The organism is Bacillus sp. MMSF_3353 (assembly GCF_030733445.1).
Lineage (GTDB): Bacteria > Bacillota > Bacilli > Bacillales > Bacillaceae_G > Bacillus_A > Bacillus_A wiedmannii.
Genome location: NZ_JASHJA010000002.1, coordinates 374,821 through 388,384, shown reverse-complemented (window position 1 = coordinate 388,384; position 13,564 = coordinate 374,821). Strand labels below are relative to the sequence as shown.

At 39.0% G+C, this 13,564-nt stretch carries 15 protein-coding genes; 14 read left to right on the top strand and 1 reads right to left on the bottom strand.

All coding sequences use genetic code 11. From position 1 onward, the window contains the following. The first annotated feature begins 115 nt into the window (after nt 1-115). The 14 genes from RBB48_RS07265 (at nt 116) to RBB48_RS07200 (ending at nt 12,610) form a co-directional block, all read left to right on the top strand. Nucleotides 116-973: a class II fructose-bisphosphate aldolase gene (locus RBB48_RS07265; RefSeq protein ID WP_001131858.1), complete on the top strand. Its 858-nt coding sequence runs from the start codon at nt 116-118 to the stop codon at nt 971-973. A 332-nt stretch (nt 974-1,305) separates the two neighbouring features. Beyond that, nucleotides 1,306-2,595 carry a UDP-N-acetylglucosamine 1-carboxyvinyltransferase gene (murA, locus tag RBB48_RS07260; protein WP_097889524.1) on the top strand — a complete coding sequence of 430 codons (1,290 nt, stop codon included), beginning with the start codon at nt 1,306-1,308 and terminating at the stop codon, nt 2,593-2,595. Between the two features lie 116 nt (nt 2,596-2,711). Further along, a complete protein-coding gene (gene glpX / locus RBB48_RS07255; RefSeq protein WP_000442336.1) occupies nt 2,712-3,677 on the top strand; it encodes a class II fructose-bisphosphatase in 966 nt (321 codons plus the stop codon). A 394-nt stretch (nt 3,678-4,071) separates the two neighbouring features. After that, complete coding sequence (rho, locus tag RBB48_RS07250; protein ID WP_001053898.1) at nt 4,072-5,343, top strand: transcription termination factor Rho; 1,272 nt, start codon at nt 4,072-4,074, stop codon at nt 5,341-5,343. A gap of 321 nt (nt 5,344-5,664) precedes the next feature. After that, nucleotides 5,665-5,910, top strand: a complete 246-nt coding sequence (locus RBB48_RS07245) for a type B 50S ribosomal protein L31 (protein WP_000643447.1) — start codon at nt 5,665-5,667, stop codon at nt 5,908-5,910. 110 nt (nt 5,911-6,020) lie between these two features. Beyond that, complete coding sequence (locus RBB48_RS07240) at nt 6,021-6,605, top strand: thymidine kinase (protein ID WP_000281084.1); 585 nt, start codon at nt 6,021-6,023, stop codon at nt 6,603-6,605. 313 nt (nt 6,606-6,918) lie between these two features. After that, nucleotides 6,919-7,986 (top strand): peptide chain release factor 1, encoded by a 1,068-nt coding sequence (prfA, locus tag RBB48_RS07235; protein WP_002096180.1) that lies wholly within the window; start codon nt 6,919-6,921, stop codon nt 7,984-7,986. Next, nucleotides 7,986-8,837 carry a peptide chain release factor N(5)-glutamine methyltransferase gene (gene prmC, locus RBB48_RS07230; protein WP_048542701.1) on the top strand — a complete coding sequence of 284 codons (852 nt, stop codon included), beginning with the start codon at nt 7,986-7,988 and terminating at the stop codon, nt 8,835-8,837. The genes prfA and prmC overlap by 1 nt, the downstream gene beginning before the upstream one ends. 112 nt (nt 8,838-8,949) lie before the next feature. Further along, nucleotides 8,950-9,816 (top strand): stage II sporulation protein R, encoded by an 867-nt coding sequence (gene spoIIR, locus RBB48_RS07225; RefSeq protein WP_097907159.1) that lies wholly within the window; start codon nt 8,950-8,952, stop codon nt 9,814-9,816. 49 nt (nt 9,817-9,865) lie between these two features. Then, complete coding sequence (locus RBB48_RS07220; protein ID WP_306007491.1) at nt 9,866-10,324, top strand: GNAT family N-acetyltransferase; 459 nt, start codon at nt 9,866-9,868, stop codon at nt 10,322-10,324. Between the two features lie 108 nt (nt 10,325-10,432). Continuing rightward, nucleotides 10,433-11,476 (top strand): L-threonylcarbamoyladenylate synthase, encoded by a 1,044-nt coding sequence (locus RBB48_RS07215; protein ID WP_048560279.1) that lies wholly within the window; start codon nt 10,433-10,435, stop codon nt 11,474-11,476. 74 nt (nt 11,477-11,550) lie between these two features. Continuing rightward, a complete protein-coding gene (locus RBB48_RS07210) occupies nt 11,551-12,099 on the top strand; it encodes a manganese efflux pump MntP (protein ID WP_048542694.1) in 549 nt (182 codons plus the stop codon). Between the two features lie 19 nt (nt 12,100-12,118). After that, nucleotides 12,119-12,250, top strand: a complete 132-nt coding sequence (locus RBB48_RS07205; RefSeq protein ID WP_306007490.1) for a hypothetical protein — start codon at nt 12,119-12,121, stop codon at nt 12,248-12,250. Between the two features lie 81 nt (nt 12,251-12,331). Further along, a complete protein-coding gene (locus tag RBB48_RS07200; RefSeq protein WP_048542692.1) occupies nt 12,332-12,610 on the top strand; it encodes a DUF3935 domain-containing protein in 279 nt (92 codons plus the stop codon). A 267-nt stretch (nt 12,611-12,877) separates the two neighbouring features. On the opposite strand, the gene RBB48_RS07195 is transcribed toward RBB48_RS07200, so the two are convergent. Further along, nucleotides 12,878-13,489 (bottom strand): flavin reductase family protein, encoded by a 612-nt coding sequence (locus RBB48_RS07195; protein WP_073517195.1) that lies wholly within the window; start codon nt 13,487-13,489, stop codon nt 12,878-12,880. Nucleotides 13,490-13,564 lie beyond the last annotated feature (75 nt).

Here is a 13,564-nt window from a genome sequence, read left to right as displayed (position 1 = left end):
ATTGAGTGTAGAAAAAAGTCCGGTATGTAAATATACATATTTTACCTTATTCTGGTCATACTACCAGCGATAAGAACTTATCGGATACAAAAAACGTTTTTTAGGAGGATTCACCATGCCTTTAGTTTCTATGAAAGAAATGCTAAACACAGCACTAGAAGGAAAATACGCAGTTGGTCAATTCAACATGAACAACTTAGAGTGGACTCAAGCTATCTTAGCTGCTGCGGAAGAAGAAAAGTCTCCTGTAATCCTAGGTGTATCTGAGGGTGCAGCTCGTCATATGACTGGTTTCAAAACAGTTGTAGCTATGGTTAAAGCTTTAATCGAAGAAATGAACATCACTGTTCCTGTAGCGATTCACCTTGACCATGGTTCAAGCTTCGAAAAATGTAAAGAAGCAATCGATGCAGGTTTCACATCTGTAATGATCGACGCTTCTCACCACCCATTCGAAGAAAACGTTGAAACTACTAAAAAAGTAGTAGAATACGCACACGCTCGTAACGTATCTGTTGAAGCTGAGCTTGGAACAGTTGGCGGACAAGAAGACGACATCATCGCTGAAGGCGTAATTTACGCTGATCCAGCAGAGTGTAAGCACCTTGTTGAAGCAACAGGTATCGATTGCCTAGCTCCAGCTTTAGGTTCTGTACACGGTCCTTACAAAGGTGAGCCTAACTTAGGATTCGCTGAAATGGAACAAGTTCGTGACTTCACTGGCGTACCTTTAGTATTACACGGTGGTACTGGTATCCCAACTGCTGATATCGTAAAAGCTATTTCTTTAGGTACTTCAAAAATTAACGTAAACACTGAGAACCAAATTGAGTTTACAAAAGCTGTTCGTGAAGCATTAAGCAAAGACCAAGAAGTTTACGATCCTCGTAAATATATTGGACCTGGCCGCGACGCTATTAAAGCAACTGTTGCTGGTAAAATGCGTGAATTCGGTTCTAACGGTAAAGCGTAAGAATAAAATTCCGTTTTGGAAACCGTCTAGTCTTTTAGACGGTTTCCTTTCGTTGTATAATGAAAGCGTGAACAAGTCTAAAGATTTTTATCATTTTGTTTTTGGAATAGAAAATAATGTGCATAGTCCTATTAATAAATGTGATAATGTATCTAAATTGATAAAGTAAATTCGATGAATAGTTAATCTTTATCTATTCGTACTACGGGAGAAATGAAGATAATGGTTTCCTATTTATTGAGTGTTAGGGTGGAAAGAGTGATTGAGATTCTTAAGGGGAGCTTTCTATAAGGATATAGAAAGTAAATACATTCACAAGAAGGGAGCTCAATATGGAAAAATTGCTAATTGAAGGCGGAAGAGCTTTAAATGGAACAATTCGAGTGAGTGGTGCAAAGAACAGCGCCGTTGCACTAATTCCAGCGACAATTTTAGCAGATACTCCAGTAACTATTGGTGGTGTCCCTAATATTTCGGACGTGAAAATGTTAGGAGACTTGCTAGAGGAGATTGGAGGAAGAGTAGCTTATGGACAGGAGGAAGAGATGATAGTTGATCCTTCTAACATGGTTGCAATGCCTTTACCGAATGGAAAAGTGAAAAAATTGCGTGCTTCTTATTATTTAATGGGTGCGATGCTTGGCCGTTTTAAAAAAGCTGTTATTGGGCTTCCAGGTGGATGTCATTTAGGACCGAGGCCTATTGATCAGCATATTAAAGGATTTGAAGCGTTAGGTGCACATGTTACGAATGAACAGGGTGCGATTTATTTAAGAGCAGATGAATTGCGCGGGGCACGCATTTATTTAGATGTTGTTAGTGTAGGAGCTACAATTAATATTATGCTAGCAGCTGTGCGAGCGAAAGGTAGAACTGTTATTGAAAACGCAGCGAAAGAACCAGAGATTATTGATGTAGCTACATTGTTAACAAGCATGGGTGCACGCATTAAAGGTGCGGGCACAGATGTAATCCGAATTGATGGTGTGGATTCACTGCACGGTTGTCACCATACGATCATTCCGGATCGTATTGAAGCGGGTACGTATATGATTTTAGGAGCTGCATCAGGAGGAGAAATAACGGTTGATAATGTGATTCCTCAGCATTTAGAGTCAGTTACAGCGAAGTTAAGAGAAGCTGGTGTCCAAGTTGAAACGAACGATGACCAAATTACAGTGAACGGTAATAGAAGGTTAAAAGTAGTTGATATAAAAACGCTTGTATATCCAGGATTCCCAACAGATTTACAACAACCATTTACAACGCTTTTAACAAAGGCGCACGGAACGGGTGTTGTAACGGATACGATTTACGGCGCACGCTTTAAACACATTGATGAATTACGTCGTATGAATGCACAAATTAAAGTGGAAGGTCGTTCGGCAATTGTAACTGGTCCTGTTTTATTGCAAGGTGCAAAAGTGAAAGCAAGTGATTTGCGAGCTGGAGCGGCTCTTGTTATTGCGGGGTTAATGGCGGATGGAATTACAGAAGTAACCGGACTTGAGCATATTGATCGAGGTTATGAAAATATAGTAGACAAGCTTAAAGGTCTTGGCGCAAATATTTGGCGAGAACAAATGACAAACCAAGAAATTGAAGAGATGAAGAACGCATAAGTGATACTTCCGCAAGGGGGAAGCGAAGCATCACTACTTGCGGAAGTATACTTTGTAGAGAAACACGGTTCACAAAATACGGCAGAAATATAAAGACTTAAAGGAGAGGGATTATCGTGGAAAGAAGTTTATCTATGGAGTTAGTACGTGTAACAGAGGCTGCAGCATTATCATCAGCGCGTTGGATGGGGCGCGGGAAAAAGGATGAGGCAGACGGTGCAGCAACATCAGCTATGCGTGATGTATTTGATACAATCCCGATGAAAGGTACAGTTGTAATTGGTGAAGGCGAGATGGACGAAGCACCAATGCTGTATATCGGAGAGAAATTAGGTACAGGATATGGACCACGTGTAGACGTTGCGGTTGATCCTTTAGAAGGGACAAACATCGTAGCAGCTGGTGGATGGAATGCTCTTGCTGTTATTGCAATTGCAGATCATGGTAATTTGTTACATGCTCCTGACATGTACATGGATAAAATCGCGGTTGGCCCAGAAGCGGTTGGGGCGGTCGATATTGATGCGCCTATTATCGATAACTTACGTGCGGTTGCGAAAGCGAAAAATAAAGATATTGAAGATGTTGTAGCGACAGTTTTAAACCGTCCACGTCATCAAGCGATTATCGAAGAAATTCGTAAAGCTGGTGCTCGTATTAAATTAATTAACGATGGCGATGTGGCTGGAGCAATTAACACTGCATTTGATCGCACAGGTGTAGATATTTTATTCGGCTCTGGTGGAGCACCTGAGGGTGTATTAGCAGCAGTTGCATTAAAATGTTTAGGTGGAGAAATCCACGGAAAGCTTCTGCCTCAAAATGAAGCTGAATTAGCTCGTTGTAAAAAAATGGGTATTGAAGATATAAATCGTATCCTTCGCATGGAAGACTTAGTAAAAGGTGACGATGCAATCTTTGCGGCAACAGGCGTAACAGACGGAGAACTATTACGCGGCGTTCAATTTAAAGGTAGCGTAGGAACAACACAATCCCTTGTTATGCGTGCAAAATCAGGCACAGTACGCTTCGTAGACGGACGTCATAGCTTGAATAAAAAACCGAACTTGGTTATTAAATAAAAAGTGCAAGCGGCTCGTTCAGAATCGCAGGGCATTGGAACTCTCGACCTTGAAGCGCTTTTTGCTTCGAGCGAGAGAGTGAAATGACTGGAGATTCTAGCCGCTGGAACTGGATTAAGTAAAAGGCGTAAGCGGCTCGTTCAGAATCGCAGGGCATTGTAGCTCCTGACCATACTAGCTACTGGAACTAGGTTAAATAAAAGCGAAGACAAATTTTCTTGTCTTCGCTTCTTGTATTTGTGTTTCAACGTATTGATTAAAACTAGATAAAAGGGTTACAATAGTGAATATTACCCTACTTGAACTTATTGCCTTTCATTATTAATTATTTGCCTTCCGTATTTTTTCCCTTTACCCATGTGAAAAGAGAATAACGTTAAAGTGTGGTGTCTGAATGAATTTGTCAATTGCAGCATTAGAAAACATGAAATTAAAAGAGTTATACGAGCTTGCGAAAGAATTTAAGATTTCGTATTATAGCAAATTAACGAAAAAAGAGTTAATCTTCGCTATCCTAAAAGCTCGAGCAGAAAAAGAAGGTTTCTTCTTCATGGAAGGCGTATTAGAAATTATTCAATCAGAAGGATTTGGATTCCTACGTCCTATCAACTATTCTCCAAGCTCAGAAGATATTTATATCTCAGCTTCGCAAATTCGTCGTTTCGATTTACGTAATGGAGACAAGGTTTCTGGTAAAGTACGACCTCCGAAAGAAAATGAACGCTATTTTGGATTATTACAAGTTGAAGCTGTAAACGGAGATGATCCAGAGTCAGCAAAAGAGCGTGTGCATTTCCCTGCATTAACACCATTATACCCAGATCGCCAAATGAAATTGGAAACGGAACCGAAAAAGTTACCGACACGCATCATGGATTTAATCGCACCAGTTGGATTTGGACAACGTGGTTTAATTGTCGCGCCTCCAAAGGCTGGTAAAACAAGTCTATTAAAAGAAATCGCACACAGTGTTACAACAAATCACCCGGAAGCTGAATTAATTGTACTTTTAATTGATGAGCGTCCAGAGGAAGTAACAGACATTGAACGTTCTGTTAAAGGAGATGTTGTAAGCTCTACTTTTGATGAAGTGCCAGAAAATCATATTAAAGTAGCGGAACTTGTGTTAGAACGTGCAATGCGTCTTGTAGAGCACAAAAAAGATGTTATCATTTTAATGGATAGTATTACCCGTTTAGCGCGAGCTTACAACCTTGTTATTCCGCCAAGTGGTAGAACATTATCGGGTGGTATCGACCCAGCTGCCTTCCATAGACCGAAGCGTTTCTTTGGAGCTGCACGTAATATTGAAGAAGGCGGTAGCTTAACGATTTTAGCAACAGCGCTTGTTGATACAGGATCTCGTATGGACGATGTAATTTACGAAGAATTTAAAGGAACTGGAAATATGGAACTTCACTTAGATCGTTCATTAGCTGAGCGTCGTATCTTCCCGGCAATTGATATTCGCCGTTCTGGTACACGTAAAGAAGATCTATTAATTCCGAAAGAACATTTAGACAAGCTATGGGGTATTCGTAAAACAATGCGTGATACACCAGACTTTGTCGAAGGTTTCTTACGTAAACTTCGTCAAACAAAGACAAATGAAGAATTTTTACAAAACATTGTTGCAGACTCAAAAAGATATGTAACAACTAAGTAAAGGGAAAAGATTGGGACTCGCTTATTTTGTGGTAAGCGAGTTTTTTATGTTTTTTAAGGGAATATTAGAGAGAGTAATATATGGGAAAAATTTTATTTTTTGAGATGAAAATTATATTTGGGTCGAGAGTTTGAAGTGTCCTGGATTCTAAACGAGCCGGTTGCGCTTTTAAATTTTAAAAAGACAAAAACAGGTAGTTGCAAAATGGAGTTAGCCTTGTTATAATTTCATCATATGTGTTTCATCAATATAGTTGTGCAAGCAGCTGAAGATGAAAAACTCTGTTTCGAAAATGATTCAGGGCGGAAGGAGATGAAAAGAATGAAAGCAGGAATCCATCCAAATTACAATAAAGTTGTATTTATGGACACGAACACAGGCTTCAAATTCTTAAGCGGGTCTACTAAAGGCTCTAGCGAAACTGTTGAGTGGGAAGATGGTAACACTTATCCATTACTAAAAATTGAGATCAGTTCTGATTCTCACCCATTCTACACTGGACGTCAGAAGTTTGCTACTGCAGACGGACGTGTTGACCGCTTCAATAAGAAATACGGTATCAAGTAATAAAGAACATAAAACAGGCAAGTGTATGTATTCGCTTGTCTGTTTTTTTTGCAAAAATATTAAACCTTTACCCTACTTTGGATTAGGAAAGTAGATGAAAGGAGAGCTCAATGTACTTAATGAATCAAAATGGTTGGATTGAAGTGATTTGCGGGAGTATGTTTTCTGGAAAATCAGAAGAGCTCATCCGCCGTATACGACGTACGCAATTTGCGAAACAACATGCGATTGTATTTAAACCATGTATTGATAATCGTTATAGTGAAGAAGATGTTGTATCACATAATGGATTAAAGGTTAAAGCAGTTCCTGTTTCAGCTTCAAAAGATATATTTAACCATGTAGCAGAAGAAATGGATGTTATTGCAATCGATGAGGTACAATTTTTTGATGGGGACATTGTGGAAGTGGTGCAAGTATTGGCAAATCGTGGCTATCGTGTCATTGTAGCTGGATTAGACCAAGATTTCCGTGGTCTACCATTTGGACAAGTTCCTCAGCTGATGGCGATTGCTGAACATGTAACTAAGTTGCAGGCAGTGTGTTCTGCATGCGGATCTCCTGCAAGTCGTACGCAACGTTTAATCGATGGAGAACCAGCGGCATTTGATGATCCAATTATTTTAGTTGGGGCTTCAGAATCGTATGAACCACGTTGTCGTCATTGTCATGCAGTACCTACAAAACAAAGATAAATGAAACTCGCTATGTAGAGCGGGTTTTTTTCGAAAATAGATGAAGATTGGTGGCCGGCTCTTCGTACAGCTAAGAACTTTAGCAGTCAGAGCTGAGCAAGCCGCTTGCGCTTTTAAATATTATCTAGCTCCAGCGGCTAGAATCGCAGGACATTTGACTCTCTCGCTCGAAGCAAAGAGCGCTTCAAGGTCGAGAGTTCCAATGTCCTGCGATTCTGAGCGAGCCGCTTACGCTTTTAAATATAATTTGCGTTTTTTTGATTAAGTACCATATACTATTTGTATTAGATACTAGGATGTAGAGGTGAATGGTGTGTTAGATCGTTTGCAGGCTGTAGAAGATCGTTATGAGAAGTTAAATGAATTGTTAAGTGATCCAGAGGTTATTAGCGATACGAATAAGCTTCGTGAGTATTCAAAGGAACAATCTGATATGCAGGAAACGGTAGAGGTGTACCGTGAGTATAAAGATGTTCGTGAGCAATTAAGAGATGCAAAAGCAATGTTAGAAGATAAGTTAGACGCTGATATGCGTGACATGGTAAAAGAAGAGGTTTCTGAATTAGAAGGGCAAGATAAAGAATTGTCAGAGCGTCTGAAAATTTTACTTGTTCCAAAAGACCCTAATGATGATAAAAACGTTATCGTTGAGGTTCGTGGTGCTGCTGGTGGTGACGAGGCTGCTTTATTTGCTGGTGATTTATATCGTATGTATAGCCGTTATGCTGAGGTACAAGGTTGGAAAACTGAAATTATCGAAGCGAGCTATACAGAGTTAGGTGGATATAAAGAGATTATCTTTATGATTAACGGTAAAGGTGCGTTCGCGAAGCTGAAATTCGAGAATGGTGCTCACCGTGTACAACGTGTTCCTGAAACGGAATCTGGTGGACGTATTCATACATCTACAGCAACTGTAGCTGTATTACCAGAGGCAGAAGAAGTAGAAATTAGTATTCATGAAAAAGATGTTCGTGTTGATACGTTTGCTTCTAGTGGTCCTGGTGGACAAAGTGTTAATACAACGATGTCAGCGGTACGTTTAACGCATTTACCGACTGGTGTAGTTGTCTCGTGTCAGGATGAGAAATCACAAATCAAGAATAAAGAAAAAGCGATGAAAGTATTACGCGCACGTGTTTATGATAAGTTTAGACAAGAAGCGCAAGCTGAGTATGATCAAAACCGTAAACAAGCTGTTGGTACGGGTGATCGTTCAGAGCGTATTCGTACGTATAATTTCCCGCAAAACCGCGTTACAGACCATCGAATCGGTTTAACGATTCAAAAGCTAGATCAAATCTTACAAGGTAAGTTAGATGATTTCATCAATGCCTTAGTGATGGAAGATCAGGCTCAAAAGATGGAGGCAGCTGAGTAATGCGTGTCTATGAAGCCCTGAAATGGGCTTCTTCTTTTTTACAGGAAAATGGACGAGATGAAAATGCGGGAGAACTTGTCCTTTGTCATGTATTAAAGACGAACAGAACCGGAATGCTCATGAATATGCGTGAAGAAATAACTGTGGAACAAGAAACGAGTTTTACGGAGTTTATTCACAAGCATGTAGAAGGTATTCCTATTCAATATATGATTGGTTATGAAATGTTTTATGGACGGTCGTTCTTTGTGAATGAAGAAGTATTAATACCCAGACCGGAAACAGAAGAGCTTATAGTGGGAGTGTTAGAAAGAATCGAGCGTCATTTTGGCGATGAGAAACTACATGTGGCGGACATTGGTACAGGTAGTGGAGCGATTTCTATTACGCTTGCTTTAGAAAATAAAAATCTTCATGTGTATACGGTAGATATTGCACAAGAGTCGATTGAAGTTGCAAAAGAAAATGCAAAAACTTTGGGCGCAGAAGTAACGTTCTATCATGGTGATTTATTGTCACCATTTTATAAAACAGGTCAAAAGTTAGATGTTGTTGTTTCAAACCCTCCATATATACCGGAAGAGGATTGGCGTGGCCTTTCTCCTGTGGTGAAAGAGCATGAGCCAAAGAGAGCACTTGTTGGCGGTGAAGACGGATTAGATTTCTATCGCCGTTTTATGGAAGAGTTGCCGAATGTGTTGCAGAAGAAAGCAATTGTGGCATTTGAAATTGGAGTAGGGCAAGGTGAGGATGTAAAAGGGTTGTTACAACAAGCTTTTCCACATGCTCATGTTGAGGTTGTTTTTGATATTAATGGAAAAGATCGTATGGTATTTGCAGAGATGGAGTAAGGTTCACACCTTACTCTATTTTTTTGTGGAAAAATTTATATAGATTTTGAATTTAATAGTTTAGAAAGATGAAAGTCTGTCCACACTGTTTGTAGAAGGGACGGTGGAGGAAATGAAAAAACAAGTTATTGCTTATCTTCTTCTATTATTAATTGGTGCACAGTTGCTTGTGCAGTTTGGATATATGAAAGCTGATGCGAAAGGGCCTTCAGTTATTCCGAAAGAGGCCGTTCGATTACGGATTTTAGCAAATAGTGATTCAGATAAAGATCAGGCGTTAAAGCGCAAAGTGCGTGATGAAGTAAAAGCACAAATTGATGGATGGGTAGCAGATTTAACTTCATTTGAAGAGGCACGTAAAGTCATTCAAAGTCATATTCCAGAAATCGAAAAAACAGTGGCAAATACGTTGAAAAAAGAAGGAAGTAAAGATTCATTTCAAGTGAAATTTAGTAAGAATGTAAAGTTCCCTACAAAGGTATATGGTAATTTTATTTATCCAGCAGGGGAATATGAGGCGGTATTGATTACAATTGGGGAAGGGGAAGGGGCAAACTGGTGGTGTGTATTATTTCCACCGATGTGTTTCTTAGATTTTTCAAGTGGTACAGCTGTAAGGAAAGAAGAACATGTTGTGAAGGCTGAATCTCCTGAAGAGGAGCAAGTAAAACAAATAGATGATGAAGAAGTAGTAAATACAGAAGAGAAAAAAGAGGATGAGGTGAAAGAAAAGAAAGCTGTAAAGCAGGAAGTCACAAAAAAAGTAACAGCTTCTGAAAAGAAAGTAGTAAAAAATGAAACAAAAGTAGAAGAACAACCTGTAAGTAAAGAAGAAACAAAAACTGTGGAAAAAGTGGAGAAACCTGTGGAACAAAAGCAAGAAAAACAAAATGAGTATGTAAAAGTAGAGGAGGAAGAAGAAAAGCCAGAAGTTAAGTTATTTATTGTAGAAGCTTTTACATCTTTATTCTCTAAATAGTACTATTAGTAGGTCCCTTCTCATATATAACAAAGAGGAGGGATTTACTATGAAGAAAGTATATTTTGCTAAGAAAGCAGATGTGGAAAGATTGCATTTTTTTTTCGGACAAGCTAATAAAAAAGATGATAAAATAAATGAGTTGTACGCGCAATTTATGATTTTGGAAGAGGCGGAAGAAATACGGGCTGTCATCGGATATGAACAAAGTGAAGAACACGCACTGATTCGTTCTTGTTTATTCACACCTAATGTGGATAAACAGACTTTCTTATATTTTTTTGAAATGTTTTTGCAGTATATGAACGAAAAAAATATTCGACAATTGTACTTACTAACAAATCATCCACAATCTATAACAATCTTTCAGTTTTTTGACTTTGTTACTATAGGGAAAGAAAACGTACCAGAGGGAATTCGACAGTTAGAACACTTTTGTAAAAATATAAAAGAGCCAAATGCAATAATACTAAATTGTCAGCTATTCACAAAGTTATCCACGGATTAATTAGGTTTATCCACATTTTGTGGATAAACCTTGTTTGTCTTTTGGATAAATCTCATAGTAAACTAAAAATAGACAAGTATTTCAGGGTAGAAAAGGACGTGGGAAAAAATGCATACAAATATGTGGGTTGTGGATAATGTTGTGGAAAGAAAAAAATATTATCCACAGTTACAAGAAGCAGCAAAATTATTAAGGGAAAATGAGGCGATTGCCTTCCCTACAGAAACGGTATATGGACTAGGTGCAAACGCGATGAATGATGAAGCAATCGCGAAAATTTTTGAAGCGAAAGGAAGACCGAGTGATAATCCACTTATTGTCCACATCGGTACAAAATCACAGTTAGATGGGATTGTGAAAGAAATCCCGCCAGTTGCAGAGAAGTTAATGGAGCATTTTTGGCCAGGCCCGTTAACAATTATTTTACCTAGAAAAGAAGGGATTTCAGAGAAGGTGACGGCAGGACTTAATACGGTTGGAGTAAGAATGCCTGATCATCCAGTAGCGCTTGCTCTTATTGAAGAGGCAAATGTGCCTGTTGCAGCACCGAGTGCGAATCGCTCTGGGCGCCCAAGTCCGACACTAGCTTCTCACGTATATGAAGATTTAAATGAGAAAATTGCAGGTATTGTAGATGGTGGTGCGACGGGAGTAGGTGTTGAATCGACTGTAATTGATTGTACGAGCGAGGTTCCAACGATATTACGCCCAGGTGGGATTACGAAAGAACAATTAGAAGCGGTAATCGGTACTGTTTCTTTAGATCCGGCTTTAAAGGACGAGAAGGAAAAACCGAAATCACCTGGAATGAAATATACACATTATGCACCGAAAGCGCCGCTTAGTATTGTTGAGGGCTCACGTGAATTTATTCAGCTTATTGTGGATAAGAAAAAGGAAGAAGGATTTAAAGTAGGTGTATTAACGACGGAAGAATATCAGCATGTATATAGCGCGGATGTTGTATTATCTTGTGGTGTTCGAAGCGATTTAGCTAGCGTTGCGACTAAATTATATGATGTACTTAGAACGTTTGATGCAAGTGAAGTGGATGTTATTTTTAGTGAATCATTCCCGAATGAAGGAATAGGGAATGCCATTATGAATCGCTTAACGAAAGCGGCAGGCCATCAGGTTATTACTGAATCGTAAGGTACGATTAGCAAACCGAATATTTCTCCTCGGATAAGCATATTTTGAAGTAGCACGTCCGAGGAGGGACATGAATGACGTTTGAACAGCTAATACCTTTAATAATTATGGCATTCGCTTTAGGGATGGATGCGTTCTCGGTGAGTCTTGGTATGGGGATGATGACCTTAAAGTTAAGACAAATCCTGTATATCGGTATGACTATAGGGATATTTCATATTATCATGCCATTTATAGGGATGGTATTAGGTCGTTTTTTATCAGAACAGTATGGAGACATTGCACATTTTGCAGGTGCTATTTTATTAATTGGACTAGGATTCTATATTGTGTATTCATCTATTTTGGAGAATGAAGAGACTAGAACGGCCCCTATTGGAATTAGTTTATTCGTATTTGCATTTGGCGTTAGTATAGATAGTTTTTCAGTAGGCCTTAGTCTTGGTATTTACGGGGCGCAGACAATTATTACGATATTACTTTTTGGATTTGTTAGTATGTTATTAGCGTGGATTGGTTTATTAATTGGTAGACATGCAAAAGATATGCTCGGCACATATGGCGAGATAGTAGGTGGTATCATTCTCGTTGGATTTGGATTATATCTCCTTTTTCCTATATAATTTTAAATAGGAGGGAGTTATGAATAAATTATTGGAATGGTATATTCGATTTTTAACTTTTTTCCCTAGGTGGTTAATACGGCTTGTTATTTGGGGTATTATTTTGCAAAGTTCAATTTTAGGTTGGATGAAGTTAATTCGCGAATGGTAAGATAGCTCCTTTCTGTGCATAGTTTTATTTATACTATACTGATTGCGCTAAAAAATTATAGATATAGAAAGGATGAGATGAATGACGAGATTGAAGCAAGTTTTTGGTATTATTATTAGTTTTTTTGTTTTTTGGTTTAGTATGCTCGGTGTACAAATGTTTGCTGAGTTTTTAGATATTGAGTCATTGAAGTTTGTTGCGGGAAAAACGGAGGCAGCGCGTGCCTTTTATTCTCCGTATCCGTTTATAATCGTTTTTCTTATTACATTGCTTTCCCTATATTTCTTAGTAATTAAGCTTGGGAAACCGAAAAAAGAGAAAGTATCTACTTTAGAGGAAAAAAAGGAAGAATTACAATGATAAAATCCCTTGCTAAATAGCAGGGGATTTTATGTTTGAGTGATGGAAGTAATTGAGTTACATTCGCTCTCTCGCTCGAAGCAAAAAGCACTTCAAGGTCGAGAGCTCCAATGCCCTGCGATTCTGAACGAGCCGCCTCCGCTTTTAGATATATCCGGTTCCAGCGACTAGCTCTTCGCATCTAAGAACCTCCCGCACGAAAGGTAAAAAGCACCTTTTGTGCGAGAGAACCTTAGCTGGTCAGAGCTAAGCGGGCCACTTCCACTTTTAGATAGGCCTTACCAATTCAAATTGTTCTCCTAGTTTTGCGTAGTTGTGTCCTGCTAGACGGCTTACTGGTTTTAGTCCTTCTGCATGAATGCGGCCGTTTTCGTATAGGTGTTCTGCGACGTGGAAACGAACGACGCGTCCGATTAGTAGATCGCAAGCTGGTGAGTCTTCTGTTCCGCCAAGAGGGATTGCGCGTTCTAGTACGCACTCCATTCGAATATTTGCTTCTTTTACACCTGGAACGGAGATAACATCACTTTCAATTGGTGTTAGTTTTGCTAGTTCAATTTCGCTTTCATTTGGCGGGAGGTTAGCCGCTGTTTCGTTAATTGCTTCTACGTAAGATTCATCAGAAATATGTACGACAAACTCACCCTTTTCGATTGCGTTTCGAGAAGTATCTTTCGGTGTTCCTGCTTTTCGTTGTACAGAAACTGAGATAAGTGGTGGATTAGCAGCGACAATATTGAAATAGCTATACGGTGCTCCGTTTAATACGCCGTCTTTTGTTACAGAAGTAACGAATGCGACAGGGCGTGGAATGATACTTCCCGTTAATAATTTGTAATTCTCTTTTTCCGTTTGTTCATTTGGATTAATGGATAACATGCGTAAAATCCCCTTTCTAAATATGACGACTTATTGTTTGTTTACAAGATGTTAGTGGAAAACTCCTGCTGAAAA

Coding starts and splice junctions, on each gene's coding strand:
- RBB48_RS07265 (WP_001131858.1), top strand. CDS start 116: ATGCCTTTAGTTTCTATGAAAGAAATGCTAAACACAGCACTAGAAGGA.
- murA (WP_097889524.1), top strand. CDS start 1,306: ATGGAAAAATTGCTAATTGAAGGCGGAAGAGCTTTAAATGGAACAATT.
- rho (WP_001053898.1), top strand. CDS start 4,072: ATGAATTTGTCAATTGCAGCATTAGAAAACATGAAATTAAAAGAGTTA.
- RBB48_RS07245 (WP_000643447.1), top strand. CDS start 5,665: ATGAAAGCAGGAATCCATCCAAATTACAATAAAGTTGTATTTATGGAC.
- RBB48_RS07240 (WP_000281084.1), top strand. CDS start 6,021: ATGTACTTAATGAATCAAAATGGTTGGATTGAAGTGATTTGCGGGAGT.
- prmC (WP_048542701.1), top strand. CDS start 7,986: ATGCGTGTCTATGAAGCCCTGAAATGGGCTTCTTCTTTTTTACAGGAA.
- spoIIR (WP_097907159.1), top strand. CDS start 8,950: ATGAAAAAACAAGTTATTGCTTATCTTCTTCTATTATTAATTGGTGCA.
- RBB48_RS07220 (WP_306007491.1), top strand. CDS start 9,866: ATGAAGAAAGTATATTTTGCTAAGAAAGCAGATGTGGAAAGATTGCAT.
- RBB48_RS07215 (WP_048560279.1), top strand. CDS start 10,433: ATGCATACAAATATGTGGGTTGTGGATAATGTTGTGGAAAGAAAAAAA.
- RBB48_RS07210 (WP_048542694.1), top strand. CDS start 11,551: ATGACGTTTGAACAGCTAATACCTTTAATAATTATGGCATTCGCTTTA.
- RBB48_RS07205 (WP_306007490.1), top strand. CDS start 12,119: ATGAATAAATTATTGGAATGGTATATTCGATTTTTAACTTTTTTCCCT.
- RBB48_RS07200 (WP_048542692.1), top strand. CDS start 12,332: ATGACGAGATTGAAGCAAGTTTTTGGTATTATTATTAGTTTTTTTGTT.
- RBB48_RS07195 (WP_073517195.1), bottom strand. CDS start 13,489: ATGTTATCCATTAATCCAAATGAACAAACGGAAAAAGAGAATTACAAA.